This window comes from Pseudomonas fluorescens (assembly GCF_000967965.1).
GTDB classification, from domain to species: Bacteria; Pseudomonadota; Gammaproteobacteria; order Pseudomonadales; family Pseudomonadaceae; genus Aquipseudomonas; species Aquipseudomonas grandcourensis.
On sequence record NZ_LACC01000020.1, the window covers coordinates 71,361 to 85,241 of the forward strand.

The window sequence follows — 13,881 nt, forward strand, 5'->3', positions numbered from 1 at the left end:
GCTTGCATATGCGGTGCGCCTGAAGAAACTGGATGTGGAAAGAGGGGCTGCTTCGCAGCCCTGCGGGAGCAAGCTCCCTCGCCACAGATTTTTCAGACTGAATCCGGCTGCCGGTTCCAATACTTGAACAACGGCTCCGCCAGAAACAGCACAAACAACAAGCGCATCACCTGCATCGCCGTCACCAGCGGCACCGACAGTTGCAGGGTTTCCGCCGTCAGGCTCATCTCGGCAATACCGCCCGGCATCATGCCCAATGTCAGTGAACGCAGATCCAGATGGGTCAGCGCACTCAAACCCAATGCCGCCACCGTGGCGATCAACATGGTCAACACTGTGCCGATCAAGGTACGCCCCATGAACGATGGCGCACGCCGGAAAAACTGCCGGTTGAAGTGACAGCCCAGACCGCTACCGATCAACCATTGGCCAATCTGGCTACCGCCATTGGGCAAACCGATGTGCAGATCCCAGCCGATGCTGACTGCCGCGCTGACCAGCAACGGCCCGAACAGCCAGGGGTTGGGTTGACGCAGGCGTTCCCAGATCCAGGCAGCCAAAGCACCAGCGGGGAACAACACCGCCAGCCAGCGCCAATCGATGCTGCCGACGTGGGAAATCGGCGCACCGTCGCCCAACAAATACTTGAAGGCTGCCGGTACGCACAGCACGACCACCAACACCCGCAAACTCTGCCCCGCCGCCACACGGCTGAGCACCGCGCCATTGCGGGCGCCGAGGTTGACCATCTCCCCGGAACCGCCGGGCATGCTGGAAAAGAACGCCGTGGCGCGATCTTCACCGGTGCGGCGCATCAGCCACACGCCGACAACCGCCGACAGGCTGGTGACCAACGCACCGAAGAAGATCAGACCGAAATGACTGAGTACCTGCTCCATCACCACTGGAGTGAAATGCAGGCCGATACCGATACCGACGATCCACTGGCCGCACTTGCGACCGCCAGGGATTTCGGCCAATTGCCAGGGTGTCAGACAACGCACGAGGATGATCGCCAGCAACGAGCCGACCATCCACGGCAAAGGCCAGCCGACCTGGCTGGCGAGGAAACCGCCAAGCAGGCCGACCAGCGGGGTTCCCCACCAGAGTTTGAGGGGGGACCGATCAGACATCGGCGATAACGCGTTGCGCGGCCGAACGTTTGCGCCAGATGCGGATGAGCGGCATCAGCAGCATGATCGCCGTCAGCACCCAGCAACCGAAGGTGATCGGGCTCGACCAGAGGATTTCCAGCGCACCGTTGGAAATCGACAGGGCGCGGCGCAGGTTCTGTTCCATCAAGCCGCCGAGGATGAAACCCAGCAATACCGGCGACAGCGGGAAGTCCAGCTTGCGCAGGATATAACCGAAGATGCCGATGCCGATCATCAGGAACAGGTCGAACGTTGTCGCGTGCACCGCGTAGACACCAATCCCGGTAATGATCGCGATCACCGGCACCAGCGCCCAGTTCGGCACGGCGAGGATGCGGGTAAAGATGCGGATCATCGGGATGTTGAGGATCACCAGCATCACGTTGGCGATGAACAACGAAGCGATCAGGCCCCAGACGATGTCCGGTTGCTGTTGGAACAGCAGCGGACCCGGAGTGATGTTGTACAGCGACAGGGCGCCGATCATCACCGCCGTGGTGCCCGAACCTGGAACGCCGAGGGTCAGCATCGGCACCAGCGCACCGCAAGCTGCGCCACCGATGGCGGTTTCCGGCGCCGCGAGGCCGCGCATGTCACCCTGGCCGAATGTACCCTTTGCACCGGCGATGCGTTTTTCGGTCATGTAGGCCACGGCACTGGCCAGGGTCGCACCGGCACCCGGTAACACGCCCATGATGAAACCCAATACGCCGCAACGGATGTTCACCACGAACACCGACGCCGCTTCCTTGAAGTTGAACATCATGCGGCCCGTGGCTTTCACCGCTTCCTGGCCGTGGTGGGTTTTTTCCAGCAGCAGGAGGATTTCGCTGATGGAGAACAGGCCCAGCACCAGCACGACGAACTGGATGCCGTCAGTCAGGTGGATGTTGTCCCCGGTGAAGCGATACACACCGCTGTTGGCGTCGATGCCGACGGTCGACAGGAACAGACCGATCAGCGCCGCGATGAACGTCTTCAGTGGACGGTCACCGGCCATGCCGCCGAGGCAGACAATCGCAAACACCATCAGCACGAAATATTCCGCCGGGCCGAAGGCAATTGCCCATTTCGCCAGCAGCGGGGCGAACAGCACCATGCCGCAGGTCGCGATGAAGGCACCGATGAACGAGCTCCATGCCGACAGCGACAGTGCTACACCGGCCAGGCCTTTGCGGGCCATCGGGTAACCGTCGAGGGTGGTCATCACGGTGGACGCTTCGCCCGGGATGTTCAGCAGGATCGAGCTGATCCGGCCGCCGTATTCGCATCCCAGGTACACCGCCGCCAGCAGGATCAGTGCCGACTCCGGTGGCAGGCCGAGGGCGAATGCGATCGGGATCAACAGTGCCACGCCGTTGATCGGCCCCAGGCCCGGCAACAGGCCGACTACGGTGCCGATCAGGGTGCCGCAGAGTGCGGTCACCAGGTTGTACGGGCTCAGCGCGACGCCGAAACCCTGACCCAAATAGCCAAGAGTATCCATATCAGTTCTCCAGAACGTCGAGCACGCCAAGCGGCAGCGGCACGTCCATCAACTTGTCGAACAGCAGGTAGAGGCCGACGGCCATCAGGCTGATGATCACGATGCTTGGCACCCAGCGACCGCCATACAGGCGGGCCATGGGCACGCCGATCAGGATGCTGGCGACGATGAAACCCAGGGGTTCGAAGGTGCCGGCGAACACCAGCAACAGCACCACACAGATGCCGATCTTGGTCAGGGTTTCGCGATCCAGTGGCGGCTCGTCAGCGCTGTGCTTGATCGGTGCCGGACGGAACACCATGTACAACAGCGCCGAGCCCATCAGGCCGAGCATCAGCAATGGAAAGGCCCGAGGCCCCACCGGTTCGTAGGAAAAAGCCGCTTGGTACGGCCACGCCATCAGTGCCAGGCCGAGACAGACCAGCAACAGCACCGAAGCAAAAATGCGTTGTAAGAGCATGGGGAACTCCTGTGCTGCGGCTCCGCCAAACGGAGCCGCAGCCGCTAGACAGAGACGATCACTGGATCAGGCCGAACTCTTTGGCCAGCACTTTGTAGTCCGCAACCTGCTTCTTAACGTAGGTGTCCAGTTCCGGGCCGGTCATGGCGAACGGGAAGAGCTCGCGCTGATCGCGTAACTTGGCGAAGTCTTCGGAAGCCAGCAGTTTGTCGAAGGCCGCTTTCCACCAGGCATAGTCTTCGTCGCTGACTTTTGGCCCGAGGTAGAAGCCGCGCACTACCGGCCAGACGATGTCATAGCCTTGCTCGCGGGCTGTCGGAATGTCCTTCATTTCCGGCTCGTCCAGGCGCTTGTCGGCGAACACCGCCAGCAGGCGCATGTCGCCGCTCTGGATGTGCGGCATGGAGTCGGAAATGTCGGTGCTGCCGACCTGGATGTGGCCGCCGAGCAGGGCGGTGGCAATCTCGCCGCCACCTTCGAGGGCAACGTAACGCAGGTCACGGGGGTTGATCCCGGCAGCCTTCGCGATCAGCGCGGTTTGCATCCAGTCCTGGCTACCGACGGTGCCGCCGGAACCGATCACCACTTTGCTCGGATCTTTCTTCAGTGCCTGAACGAGGTCGTCGAGGGTCTTGTAGGGCGAATCGCTTTTCACCGCGATGGCGCCATAGCTGGTGCCAACGGCGGCCAGCCAGCGCACGTTGGTTTCATCGAACCGACCGAACTTGCCTTGGGCCAGGTTCAGCAAAGAACCACTGGACCAGGCCACCAGGGTGCCGGCATCGGCCGGACGCTGGGCGACTACCGCGTTGTACGCCACCGCGCCGACACCGCCAGGCATGTAGGTCACGCGCATCGGTTTGGTCAGCAGTTTTTCGTTGACCAGCGCGCTTTGCGCCAGTTTGCAGGTCAGGTCGAAACCACCGCCGGGCGAGGCCGGGGCGATGCATTCCGGGCGTTTGGGTTCGGCAAGCGCTTGGCCGGTGAACAGCAGGACGCTGGCGGCGAGGGCTAGTTTACGCATTGACAGGTTCATTCAAGTCTCCTTGGGAGTTGTTGTTATCGACGTACTGAATTACCAAAGGGCAACGCTGTAGCTCACCAGCAGACGCACTTCATCGGCATCGCGAGCGGAGTAGTTGGAACGGTAAGTGGCATTACGCAGGCGCACGGCGACATCCTTGAGCGCGCCGCTTTGTACAACATATTTAATCTCGGAGTTGCGTTCCCATTCTTTGCCTTCGTCACCGTTCTTGAGCTTGATGTTGTCACCGCTCACGTAACGGCTCATGAAGGTCAGGCCAGGGACGCCGAGGGTGACGAAGTCGAAGTCATAACGCGCTTGCCAGGAGCGTTCTTCGGCCCCGGCAAAGTCGTTGATCTGCACGAAGTTCACCAGGTACGGGTCGGCGCCATCCACATACGGAAACGCGCTGTCGCCGGACATGTGCTGGTAGCCCGCGCTGAGCTTGTGCCCGCTCAAGGCGTAACTCACCAGGCCGTTGAGGGATTTGTTGTCGATCTTGCCGCCACGGGCCTCGCCCTGGTCGTCACTGATGGCAAACCGCAGGTCGGTGCCAAAGGTGCCGGGGCCGAAGGGCTGTGAGGCGATCAACCCGAGAAAGTGCTGGTTGTAGACTTCACCGAGTTGCGCGAAGTGATAGCTGCCAGTGATCTTGTCGGTGAACTTGTAGTCCAGGCCGCCAAAGTCAAAGTGGTCACCCGCCACGGTGCCGGCGAAGCGGCTGTTCTTGTTGTTGAGGGCAATGTCCTCGAAGTCGGTGCTGTCGCGGTCCTTGGCTTTATCCAGACGCCCGCCGGTGAAGGTCAGGTTCTTGATCTCTTTGGAGGTCAGCATGCCGCCTTCAAAGGTCTGCGGCAGGATGCGCCCGTCGTTGGGCTTGAGGATCGGCAGTTCCGGAATCAGGGTGCCGATCTTCAGCTCGCTGGCGGAGATCTTCACTTTGCCGGTCAGGCCGAGCTTGGAGTATTCGTCGACGGCTCGTCCATCGTCGGTCGGCAGCAGGCCGGTACCGGTACGGTCCGGGCTCGAGTCGAGCTTGACCCCCAACATGCCCAGCGCATCGACACCGAACCCCACGGTACCGTCGGTGTAGCCTGATTTCAGGTTGAGCATAAAGCCTTGGGCCCACTCGTCACGCTTGGACTGTTGGGCACTGGTACCGTCACGAAAATCGCGATTGAAGTACATGTTGCGGGTTTCGAAAGTGGCCGAGCTGTCTTCGAAGAATGCGGCCTGGCTTAACGGTGAAAAACCGGCAAGGGCGGCAGCGCTGGCAAGCGCAGTGTGGCTGAAACGGGAGAGGCGGGCAGGCGCGATAGCCTGGGTCTGCAGGGACTGCATGGATGACTTACTCCGTTTATTGTTCTTATTTGTCGAAAACGCTTCGAGGCGTTTTTCGTATCGCTGTGTGGCTGCAGCGACGGCAGTCGAAACTGTCCGTGGCTGGACTGTAACGGGCTAACCTTTCGCTAACCTTTCAGCTGACTTTCACGGTTTTCGGGCTTCACAGCGGCGGTTGCGGCTGTAAACTTCGCGCCAGAGAATGGCGTCGACCATCCCGCAATGAGGTAAAGATCCATGCGTGTCCTGCTCGTCGAAGACCATTTGCAGCTCGCCGAAAGTGTTGCCCAGGCGCTCAAGAGCACCGGGCTGACCGTGGACGTTCTGCACGATGGCGTAGCAGCCGACCTGGCGCTGGGCAGCGAGGAATACGCCATGGCGATCCTCGATGTCGGATTGCCGCGCATGGATGGTTTCGAAGTGCTGGCGCGTTTGCGGGCGCGGGGCAAGAACCTGCCGGTGTTGATGTTGACCGCCCGCAGCGACGTCAAGGATCGGGTCCACGGCCTGAACCTCGGCGCCGACGACTACCTGGCCAAGCCGTTCGAACTGACCGAACTCGAAGCCCGGGTCAAAGCCTTGTTGCGCCGCAGTGTGCTGGGCGGTGAGCGCATTCAGCGTTGCGGTGTGCTGGCTTATGACCTGGAAACCCGGCGTTTCACCCTCGGCGAAGAATTGCTGACCCTGACCTCCCGTGAGCAGGCCGTACTCGAAGCCCTGATCGCGCGCCCCGGTCGGGTCATGAGCAAGGAGCAACTGGCATCGCAAGTGTTCGGTCTCGATGAAGAGGCCAGCCCCGATGCCATCGAAATCTACGTGCACCGCCTGCGCAAGAAACTCGACGGCCAGCCGGTCGCCATCGTGACCTTCCGCGGCCTCGGTTATTTGCTGGAAAGCCGCGATGCATAAGCCCAGCAGCCTGCGCTGGCGGTTGCTGTGGAACCTGGCGCTGCTGCTGGTGGTGTTGATGCTGGCCAGTGGGTTGAGCGCCTACTGGAACGGGCGCGAAGCTGCCGACACGGCCTATGACCGGACCCTGCTGGCCTCGGCGCGAACCATCGCCGCCGGCGTGTCCCAGCGCGACGGCACCCTGAGTGCCGACGTGCCCTACGTGGCCCTCGATACGTTTGCCTACGACAGTGCCGGGCGGATTTTCTACCTGGTCAACGACATCAATCAGAAGCTGATTTCCGGGTACGAAAACCTGCCGGCGCCACCGCCGGGAACGCCGCGCACCGATGACTATCCGGCGCTGGCACGTTTCTACAACGCCCAATACCGCGGGCAGAACGTGCGCGTGGTGAGCCTGCTCAAACCCGTGAGCGAGCCGAACATGAACGGCATGGCGGAAATTCGCGTGGCGGAAACCGATGAAGCGCGGGTGAGCATGGCCCGTAGCCTGGCGACAGATACTTTGCTGCGCCTGGGCATGCTGGCGGGTGGGGCCTTGATGTTGGTGTGGTTCGCAGTGAGTGCCGCGTTGCGCCCGCTGGAGCGCTTGCGCACGGCAGTGGAAGAGCGCCAGCCGGACGATCTGCGCCCCTTGCCGCTGGTGGAAGTGCAGCGCGAATTGTGGCCACTGGTGCGCGCGCTCAATCACTTTACCGAGCGCTTGCGCGGGCAGTTCGAGAAGCAGGCGCAATTCATCGCCGATGCCGCCCACGAACTGCGCACGCCGCTGGCGGCGCTCAAGGCGCGCCTGGAGTTGGGCATGCGCTCGGCCGAGCCCGAAACCTGGCGCAGCACGCTGGAAACCGCCGCCCAAGGCACTGATCGCTTGACCCACCTGGCCAATCAGTTGCTTTCCCTGGCACGGGTCGAAAATGGCGCCCGGGCGATTGCCGAGGGCGGCGCGCAGTTACTCGACCTGAGTCAATTGGCCCGGGAGCTGGGCATGGCCATGGCGCCGTTGGCCCACAAGCGTGGTATCGCGCTGGCGCTGGAGGCGGATGAATCGGTCTGGCTGCGGGGCGAGCCGACGTTGTTGAACGAACTGCTGAGCAATCTGGTGGATAACGCACTGGCCCACACGCCGCCGGGGGGCAACGTGATTCTGCGGGTCTCGGCGCCCGCCGTGCTGGAAGTCGAAGATGATGGCCCTGGTATTCCTCTTGAGGAGCGCGATCGGGTGTTCGAGCGTTTTTACCGACGCAATCAGCAAGTGGCCGGTTCCGGATTGGGTTTGGCGATTGTCGGTGAGATCTGCCGCGCACATCTGGCGCAGATCAGCCTGCATGACGGTGAGCGCGCAGGGTTGAAGGTGCGGGTGAGTTTTGTTGCGGGAGAATGAATATTCCCACTGTGGCGAGGGGGCTTGCCCCCGTTCGGCTGCGCAGCAGTCGTAAATCCTGACTATGCGGTGTGCCTGGCTTACACGGTCGCAGGTTTTGGGGCAGCTTCGCAGCCCAACGGGGGCAAGCCCCCTCGCCACATTGATCAGTAAAACATCGTGCGCGTTTCTTCCAGATCGGCGCACATCGCCTTGTCGTCAAAGTCGATTCCGAGTGCCTTGTAGGCCGGTACAATCAACGCGTCGGCACGGGCGAGCGGGTGATCGGTTTCCTGCAGGCAATACAGGCTGGCCACCTGCACCAGATCCACATAGTCGACCTGCGCGGACTGGCGCTTGAAGTTCAGGTATAACCGCGGCACTTGCACCAGCATGTCGGGAAAATCCCAGACCTTGAGCAGTTTTTCGCCGATCAGCGGATGAATCCGGTCGATCACATGGTTGAGGCTGACCGGGTCGGACAGCAGCTCATAGTGATCTTCGGCGTACGTCAGGATCGGCAGCACGCCGATCTGGTGCACCAGCCCGCCAAGTGCCGCCTGATCGGGCTTGAGTCGGGTGTAGCGGCGGCACAAGGCGTAGCTGACGCCGGCGATTTCCAGGCTTTTACGCCAGACATCGCGCATCTTCTGCTCCACCACGTCAGAGCGGGCATGGAAAATCTGCTCCATGACCAGGCCGATCGCCAGGTTACAGCTGTAGTTGATACCCAGGCGGGTGATCGCGGTATGCAGGTCGGTCACTTCCTGGGCCGCGCGCAACAGTGGGCTGTTGACCACTTTGATCAGACGTGCTGACAGCGCGGTATCACGGCCGATCACTTTGCTCAGGGTACTGACGCTGACTTCCGGGTTTTCCGCGGCTTTGCGAATCTGCAGGGCCACTTCCGGTAACGTTGGCAGAACCAGGTCATCGTTATTGATGGCCTCAACCAAATCCTGTTGGACCTTTTCCGCCAGCTTGCTCATTTAGTCTCTCTAGGTGTCGCGCCAAGTGCTGCCGTTATTGCTGGATTTCGCGGTCGCGGTCCAGTTCATAAGGCAGGTCGAGCAGCTGCAAGGACGGCCCTTCGAGGGCGCCCAGGTGGATGTCTCCACCTTCTGCTGCTTCGGCTTGCAACACAGCCAGGAGTTCAATGTTCTGTCCGGCGCGGGCAGCCAGCACCACTTCACCGATGGAGCTGCCGTGGGTCGGGGAAAACAGCGGGGTACCCGGTTCAGGCAATTCGCCAGCAGCCAGCTGCAGGCGATACAGGCGGCGCTTGAGTTTGCCCAGGTACTGCATCCGCGCAACGATTTCCTGCCCGGTGTAGCAACCTTTCTTGAAGCTCACGCCGCCGACCGCTTGCAGGTTGAGCATCTGCGGGATGAACAGCTCGCGGGTGCCGGGCAAGACCTGGCCGATCCCTGCGCGGACCTGGCCCAGCAGCCATTGATTCAGATCGCCCTCGCTCAGCACAGCCGATAGCTTGCCTTTGACCGCATCGGCTTGACCGGCGGCGACCCACAGTTCTGCGCGTTCAGGCGAGACACGGATGGCGATCAGCCCGTCGTTGCGCACGACGCTGTCGGTTTCTGCCGACAGGTCCAGGCCGAGGCTGACCAGTGCGGCGTCGCCATGGTCAACGCCGAAGCGGATCCAGGCGGCACTTTCGTCGGTCAGTTTCGACTTGGAAAACACCGCGTATTTTTTCAGGTCCGCCAGTTGCGGTTCGAGCAATTCGGTGGCCATGGCCAGGACCACGCCGTCACCCTCGAGCAGGATGCGGAAACTCGATTGCATCCGGCCTTTTTGCGTGCAACGCGCACCGAGGCTGGCCCGGGAATCGCTCAGGTAGTTGAGGTTGCAGGTCAATTGGCCTTGCAGGAATTTGCTGGCGTCCGCGCCGCGGACCGCGAGAACACCCTCATGAGAAAGGGTGCAGAAAAAAGCAGAATCGGCCATGGGTCATCGCAGGGTAAAAAGTCTGGTGGACATCATAAGGGGCCGCCTGCGAAATGGGTAGTTAACAAAGGCTCGCAATGCCCGACCAAAGCCGACTGTTCGACCGGGCGCGGGCCTGTATACTTGCGGCCTATTTGAGGAGCGCTCCATGGTCGAAGATGTTGAACTGAACCGCCTCTTTTGGCACAGCCGCCGTGGCATGCTTGAGCTTGACGTGTTGCTGGTACCGTTCACGAAAGAGGTTTACGCAACGCTCAACGAAGTGGATCGCGCGTTGTACGTCCGACTGCTGACGAGTGAGGACCAGGACATGTTCGGCTGGTTCATGGAACGCAGCGAATCGGAAGATCCCGAGCTGCAACGCATGGTTCGCATGATCCTGGATCGTGTCCAGCCCAAGTAACGGCTTCGAATGCCGCTGGCATGCCTCACGGCAGTTGCTGGCGGCGTATCTTCTGGCCCAGCTGTTCGCGTTGGGTTCTTTGTTTTTACTGTCGATTCCGGTCTGGGCCAGCGCGCTCGGCGTCCTGCTGTGCGTGGTTCATGGAGTCTGGCTGTTGCCCCGGCAAATCCTGCTGACCCACCCTCAGGCATTTTGCGGTTTGCGGCGTGATGCCGATGGCTGGCAGTTGTGGAGTCGGGCCAGGGGTTGGCAGCCCGTGCAACTGAGGCCGGACAGCCTGGCGCTGCCGTTGGTGGTGGTACTGCGTTTCCGACTGCGTGGCGAGCGCCGGGTCAGGGCCATTTGCGTGCCCCGGGATGCGCAGGCGGCGGATGTGCACCGACGCCTGCGGGTCCGGCTCAAATTCAGCCGACGTAGGTGGGCGGCACCAGAATAGTGTCCAGCGCGACCGGTAACATGTCCGGGTAATCGAGGGTGTAATGCAGGCCGCGGCTTTCCTTGCGCTCCATGGCTGACAGGATCATCAGCTCGGCCACTTGGGCCAGGTTGCGCAGCTCGATCAAATCCCGGCTGACCTTGTAGTTGCTGTAGAACTCGTCGATTTCATCCAGCAACAGTTGCACGCGGTGTTGTGCCCGTTGCAGACGCTTGTTGGTCCGCACGATGCCAACGTAGTCCCACATGAATCGCCGCAGTTCATCCCAGTTGTGCGCAATGATCACGTCTTCATCGGAATCGGTGACCTGGCTCGCATCCCAGACGGGAAGGGGGGCCGGCATCGGCACTCGGGGCAACTGTTCAAGGATGTCTGCCGCCGCCGAGCGTGCATAGACGAAACATTCCAGCAGCGAGTTGCTGGCCATGCGGTTGGCGCCGTGCAGGCCGGTGAAGCTGGTTTCGCCGATGGCATACAACCCCGGCACATCGGTACGACCCTGTTGATCGACCATCACGCCGCCGCAGGTATAGTGCGCCGCCGGGACCACCGGAATCGGTTGTTTGGTGATGTCGATGGAAAATTCCAGGCAGCGTTCGTACACCGTCGGGAAGTGCGTCTTGATGAAGGCTTCGGGCTTGTGGCTGATGTCCAGATAGACGCAATCGACACCCAGTCGCTTCATTTCATGGTCGATCGCCCGGGCGACGATGTCCCGTGGCGCCAGCTCGGCCCGTGGGTCGAAGCGCGGCATGAAGCGCTCGCCGTTGGGCAGCTTCAGGTGGGCACCTTCGCCTCGCAGGGCTTCGGTGACCAGGAAGCTCTTGGCTTGTGGGTGATACAGGCAAGTAGGGTGGAACTGGTTGAATTCCAGGTTCGCCACCCGGCAGCCCGAGCGCCAGGCCATGGCGATGCCATCGCCGCAGGCGCCGTCAGGGTTGCTGGTGTAGAGGTAAACCTTGGCTGCCCCACCGGAGGCGAGGATCACAAAACGGGCGCCATAGGTGTCGACTTCGCCGGTGCCGCGATTGAGCACATAAGCGCCGAGGCAGCGATCGCCTTCGAGTCCCAGGCGTTTTTCGGTAATCAGGTCAACCGCAACCCGCTGCTCCAGCAGTTCGATGTTCGGTCGTTTCCGGGCCTGGTCGAGCAGGGTGGTGAAAATGGCAGCGCCAGTGGCATCGGCGGCATGGATGATGCGCCGATGGCTGTGACCGCCCTCGCGGGTGAGGTGGAACTCGAACCCGCCGTCTTCGTTACTCGACTGTTCATCGCGGGTAAAGGGCACGCCCTGGTCGATCAGCCATTGAATCGCTTCCCTGCTGTGCTCGACGGTAAAACGCACGGCGTCCTCATGGCACAGGCCGCCGCCGGCATTGAGGGTGTCATCGACATGGGATTCAACGGTATCGGTGTCGTCCAGTACGGCCGCAACGCCGCCTTGGGCCCAGAAAGTCGAGCCATTGGCGAGGTTGCCCTTGCTCAGAACGGCAATGCGCAAATGACCGGGCAAGGTCAGCGCAAGGCTCAAGCCGGCAGCACCGCTGCCAATTACCAGAACATCGTGTTGAAACTGTTGGCTCATTTCAGGATTCCGCTCAAAGCGACCCGGGTCGGGGTTGGCGCAGCTGGACTGTCGAGTCGATGCAGCCGCACAGCCCACTAGTATATAGAGGGGGGGAGCGGCACAATACCCGAGCTAGCATGGCATTGTGAAACTACCGTGACCCAAAACATCGGTCACTTCGTCGGATGTTTTTCTGCCCGTTGGGCGCGAGAATGACTGTATCGCCGATTTAACAGTCTTTTTCCCTTCACGGTTGCACAATGTCGGGTTGGCACGGCTATAAATATTTGGAACTTTTGCCAAAGGGCCAAGATCAATAGAAGGTTGCCTGAAACAAGGGACAGTGTCGGTTTCAGTGCGGGATTGCAGTTCGATCCTTGCTGAAGAATCCGATGACAAGATTATCCGCGCAGCCGGGTCAACTCGTGCTGCGCTTTTCGTGCGTGCCAAATCAGAGCCCGCAGGAAACTTGCCTGGAGGGGGAGAACTTTTGCGAAAAGCACGAGTCTATGTTTGCAAGTCTGGTGGTTTACTTCTGCAAGCCTCCTCCGAGCTCATCGAGGAGTGTTCATGCTAACCCAGGAAGAGGATCAGCAACTGGTCGAACGCGTTCAGCGCGGCGACAAGCGTGCTTTCGATCTGCTAGTGCTGAAATACCAGCACAAAATTCTCGGGTTGATCGTGCGTTTTGTGCACGACACCCATGAAGCCCAGGATGTGGCACAAGAAGCCTTTATCAAGGCATACCGTGCACTTGGAAATTTTCGCGGAGACAGCGCGTTTTATACGTGGCTTTACCGCATCGCCATCAACACGGCGAAAAACTATCTGGTTTCACGCGGCCGTCGGCCGCCGGATAGCGATGTCAGTTCCGAGGATGCAGAGTTCTACGATGGCGATCATGGCCTCAAGGATCTCGAGTCGCCAGAGCGGGCCTTGCTGCGGGATGAGATCGAAGGCACCGTCCATCGAACCATTCAGCAACTGCCGGAAGATTTGCGTACGGCTTTAACTTTACGTGAGTTTGATGGTCTGAGTTACGAGGACATTGCGAGCGTCATGCAATGTCCGGTAGGCACCGTGCGCTCCCGGATCTTCCGCGCCCGGGAGGCCATCGACAAAGCCCTGCAGCCATTGTTGCAGGAAAACTAAAGACAGCGGCGACAGCCAAGAGAGGAACGCCATGAGTCGTGAAGCCCTGCAGGAATCGCTGTCCGCAGTGATGGATAACGAAGCGGACGAATTGGAATTGCGTCGGGTATTGAATGCCTGTGACGATGTTGAAACCCGTGATACCTGGGCTCGTTATCAGATCGCTCGGGCAGTGATGCACAAGGATCTGCTGCTTCCACGCCTGGACATCGCCGCAGCTGTTTCTGCTGCCCTGGCTGACGAAGCCGTACCGGCAAAAGCCTCCCGTGGTCCATGGCGCAGCCTGGGTCGTCTGGCGGTCGCAGCTTCCGTGACCCTGGCGGTGCTGGCCGGTGTACGTCTGTACAACCAGGATGAGATCGCCGGCGTCGAATTGGCCCAGCAATCCACTCAGCCCGGACTGGCCGTTCCTCAAGTAAAAGGCCCAGCCGTTCTGGCAGGCTACAATGAGAGTTCGGATGCTACTGGCCCAATGGCCAACGGCGTATTGCAAGGTCAGCCAGGCTGGCACGATCAGCGTTTGCCAGGTTACTTGCGCCAACACGCACAACAGGCTGCACTGAAAGGCACTGAGAGCGCTCTGCCGTACGCTCGTGCCGCAAGCCTGGAAAACCGTTAAGGAGG

At 60.8% G+C, this 13,881-nt stretch carries 14 protein-coding genes; 6 read left to right on the plus strand and 8 right to left on the minus strand.

Translation table 11 applies throughout. The features are described from left to right. Window positions 1-92: 92 nt before the first annotated feature. Genes VC35_RS16435 through VC35_RS16455 form a run of 5 tightly spaced genes read right to left on the minus strand, consistent with a single transcriptional unit; the run spans window position 93 to window position 5,465 of the window. The gene (locus VC35_RS16435) at window positions 93-1,133 is read right to left on the minus strand and encodes an AbrB family transcriptional regulator (RefSeq protein WP_046041539.1); all 1,041 of its coding nucleotides are present in this window, start codon (window positions 1,131-1,133) and stop codon (window positions 93-95) included. Continuing rightward, window positions 1,126-2,640: a tripartite tricarboxylate transporter permease gene (locus VC35_RS16440; RefSeq protein ID WP_046041540.1), complete on the minus strand. Its 1,515-nt coding sequence runs from the start codon at window positions 2,638-2,640 to the stop codon at window positions 1,126-1,128. Before VC35_RS16440 ends, VC35_RS16435 begins: the two co-directional genes overlap by 8 nt. A 1-nt stretch (window position 2,641) precedes the next feature. Next, entirely contained in the window at window positions 2,642-3,100 is a 459-nt protein-coding gene (locus VC35_RS16445; RefSeq protein WP_046041541.1) for a tripartite tricarboxylate transporter TctB family protein, read from the minus strand. Window positions 3,101-3,158: 58 nt separating this feature from the next. Beyond that, entirely contained in the window at window positions 3,159-4,136 is a 978-nt protein-coding gene (locus VC35_RS16450) for a Bug family tripartite tricarboxylate transporter substrate binding protein (protein WP_046041542.1), read from the minus strand. A 39-nt stretch (window positions 4,137-4,175) separates the two neighbouring features. Then, window positions 4,176-5,465, minus strand: a complete 1,290-nt coding sequence (locus VC35_RS16455) for an OprD family porin (RefSeq protein ID WP_046041543.1) — start codon at window positions 5,463-5,465, stop codon at window positions 4,176-4,178. 237 nt (window positions 5,466-5,702) lie between these two features. Here VC35_RS16455 and VC35_RS16460 point away from each other — a divergent pair, with 237 nt between their 5' ends. Both VC35_RS16460 and VC35_RS16465 read left to right on the plus strand, forming a co-directional pair. Then, complete coding sequence (locus VC35_RS16460) at window positions 5,703-6,374, plus strand: response regulator (RefSeq protein ID WP_007979804.1); 672 nt, start codon at window positions 5,703-5,705, stop codon at window positions 6,372-6,374. Further along, window positions 6,367-7,755 carry a sensor histidine kinase gene (locus VC35_RS16465; protein ID WP_046041544.1) on the plus strand — a complete coding sequence of 463 codons (1,389 nt, stop codon included), beginning with the start codon at window positions 6,367-6,369 and terminating at the stop codon, window positions 7,753-7,755. Before VC35_RS16460 ends, VC35_RS16465 begins: the two co-directional genes overlap by 8 nt. 146 nt (window positions 7,756-7,901) lie before the next feature. On the opposite strand, the gene VC35_RS16470 is transcribed toward VC35_RS16465, so the two are convergent. Together VC35_RS16470 and ygfZ are read right to left on the minus strand one after the other, a co-directional pair. Next, the gene (locus VC35_RS16470; protein ID WP_046041545.1) at window positions 7,902-8,723 is read right to left on the minus strand and encodes an HDOD domain-containing protein; all 822 of its coding nucleotides are present in this window, start codon (window positions 8,721-8,723) and stop codon (window positions 7,902-7,904) included. A gap of 34 nt (window positions 8,724-8,757) precedes the next feature. Beyond that, on the minus strand, window positions 8,758-9,699 hold the full coding sequence (ygfZ, locus tag VC35_RS16475) for a CAF17-like 4Fe-4S cluster assembly/insertion protein YgfZ (RefSeq protein WP_046041546.1): 942 nt from the start codon (window positions 9,697-9,699) through the stop codon (window positions 8,758-8,760). Window positions 9,700-9,847: 148 nt separating this feature from the next. On the opposite strand from ygfZ, the gene VC35_RS16480 reads away from it, so the two are divergent. Further along, complete coding sequence (locus VC35_RS16480) at window positions 9,848-10,102, plus strand: FAD assembly factor SdhE (protein ID WP_046041547.1); 255 nt, start codon at window positions 9,848-9,850, stop codon at window positions 10,100-10,102. Further along, window positions 10,086-10,538 carry a protein YgfX gene (locus VC35_RS16485; protein ID WP_046041548.1) on the plus strand — a complete coding sequence of 151 codons (453 nt, stop codon included), beginning with the start codon at window positions 10,086-10,088 and terminating at the stop codon, window positions 10,536-10,538. Before VC35_RS16480 ends, VC35_RS16485 begins: the two co-directional genes overlap by 17 nt. On the opposite strand, the gene nadB is transcribed toward VC35_RS16485, so the two are convergent. After that, entirely contained in the window at window positions 10,507-12,123 is a 1,617-nt protein-coding gene (gene nadB, locus VC35_RS16490) for an L-aspartate oxidase (RefSeq protein WP_046041549.1), read from the minus strand. The genes VC35_RS16485 and nadB overlap by 32 nt on opposite strands. 552 nt (window positions 12,124-12,675) lie before the next feature. Between nadB and rpoE the strand changes: the two genes are divergently transcribed. Together rpoE and VC35_RS16500 are read left to right on the plus strand one after the other, a co-directional pair. After that, complete coding sequence (gene rpoE, locus VC35_RS16495; protein WP_003172477.1) at window positions 12,676-13,257, plus strand: RNA polymerase sigma factor RpoE/AlgU; 582 nt, start codon at window positions 12,676-12,678, stop codon at window positions 13,255-13,257. A gap of 31 nt (window positions 13,258-13,288) precedes the next feature. Then, window positions 13,289-13,876, plus strand: coding sequence for a sigma-E factor negative regulatory protein (locus VC35_RS16500; RefSeq protein ID WP_046041550.1), 588 nt, complete (start codon window positions 13,289-13,291; stop codon window positions 13,874-13,876). Window positions 13,877-13,881: the final 5 nt, after the last annotated feature.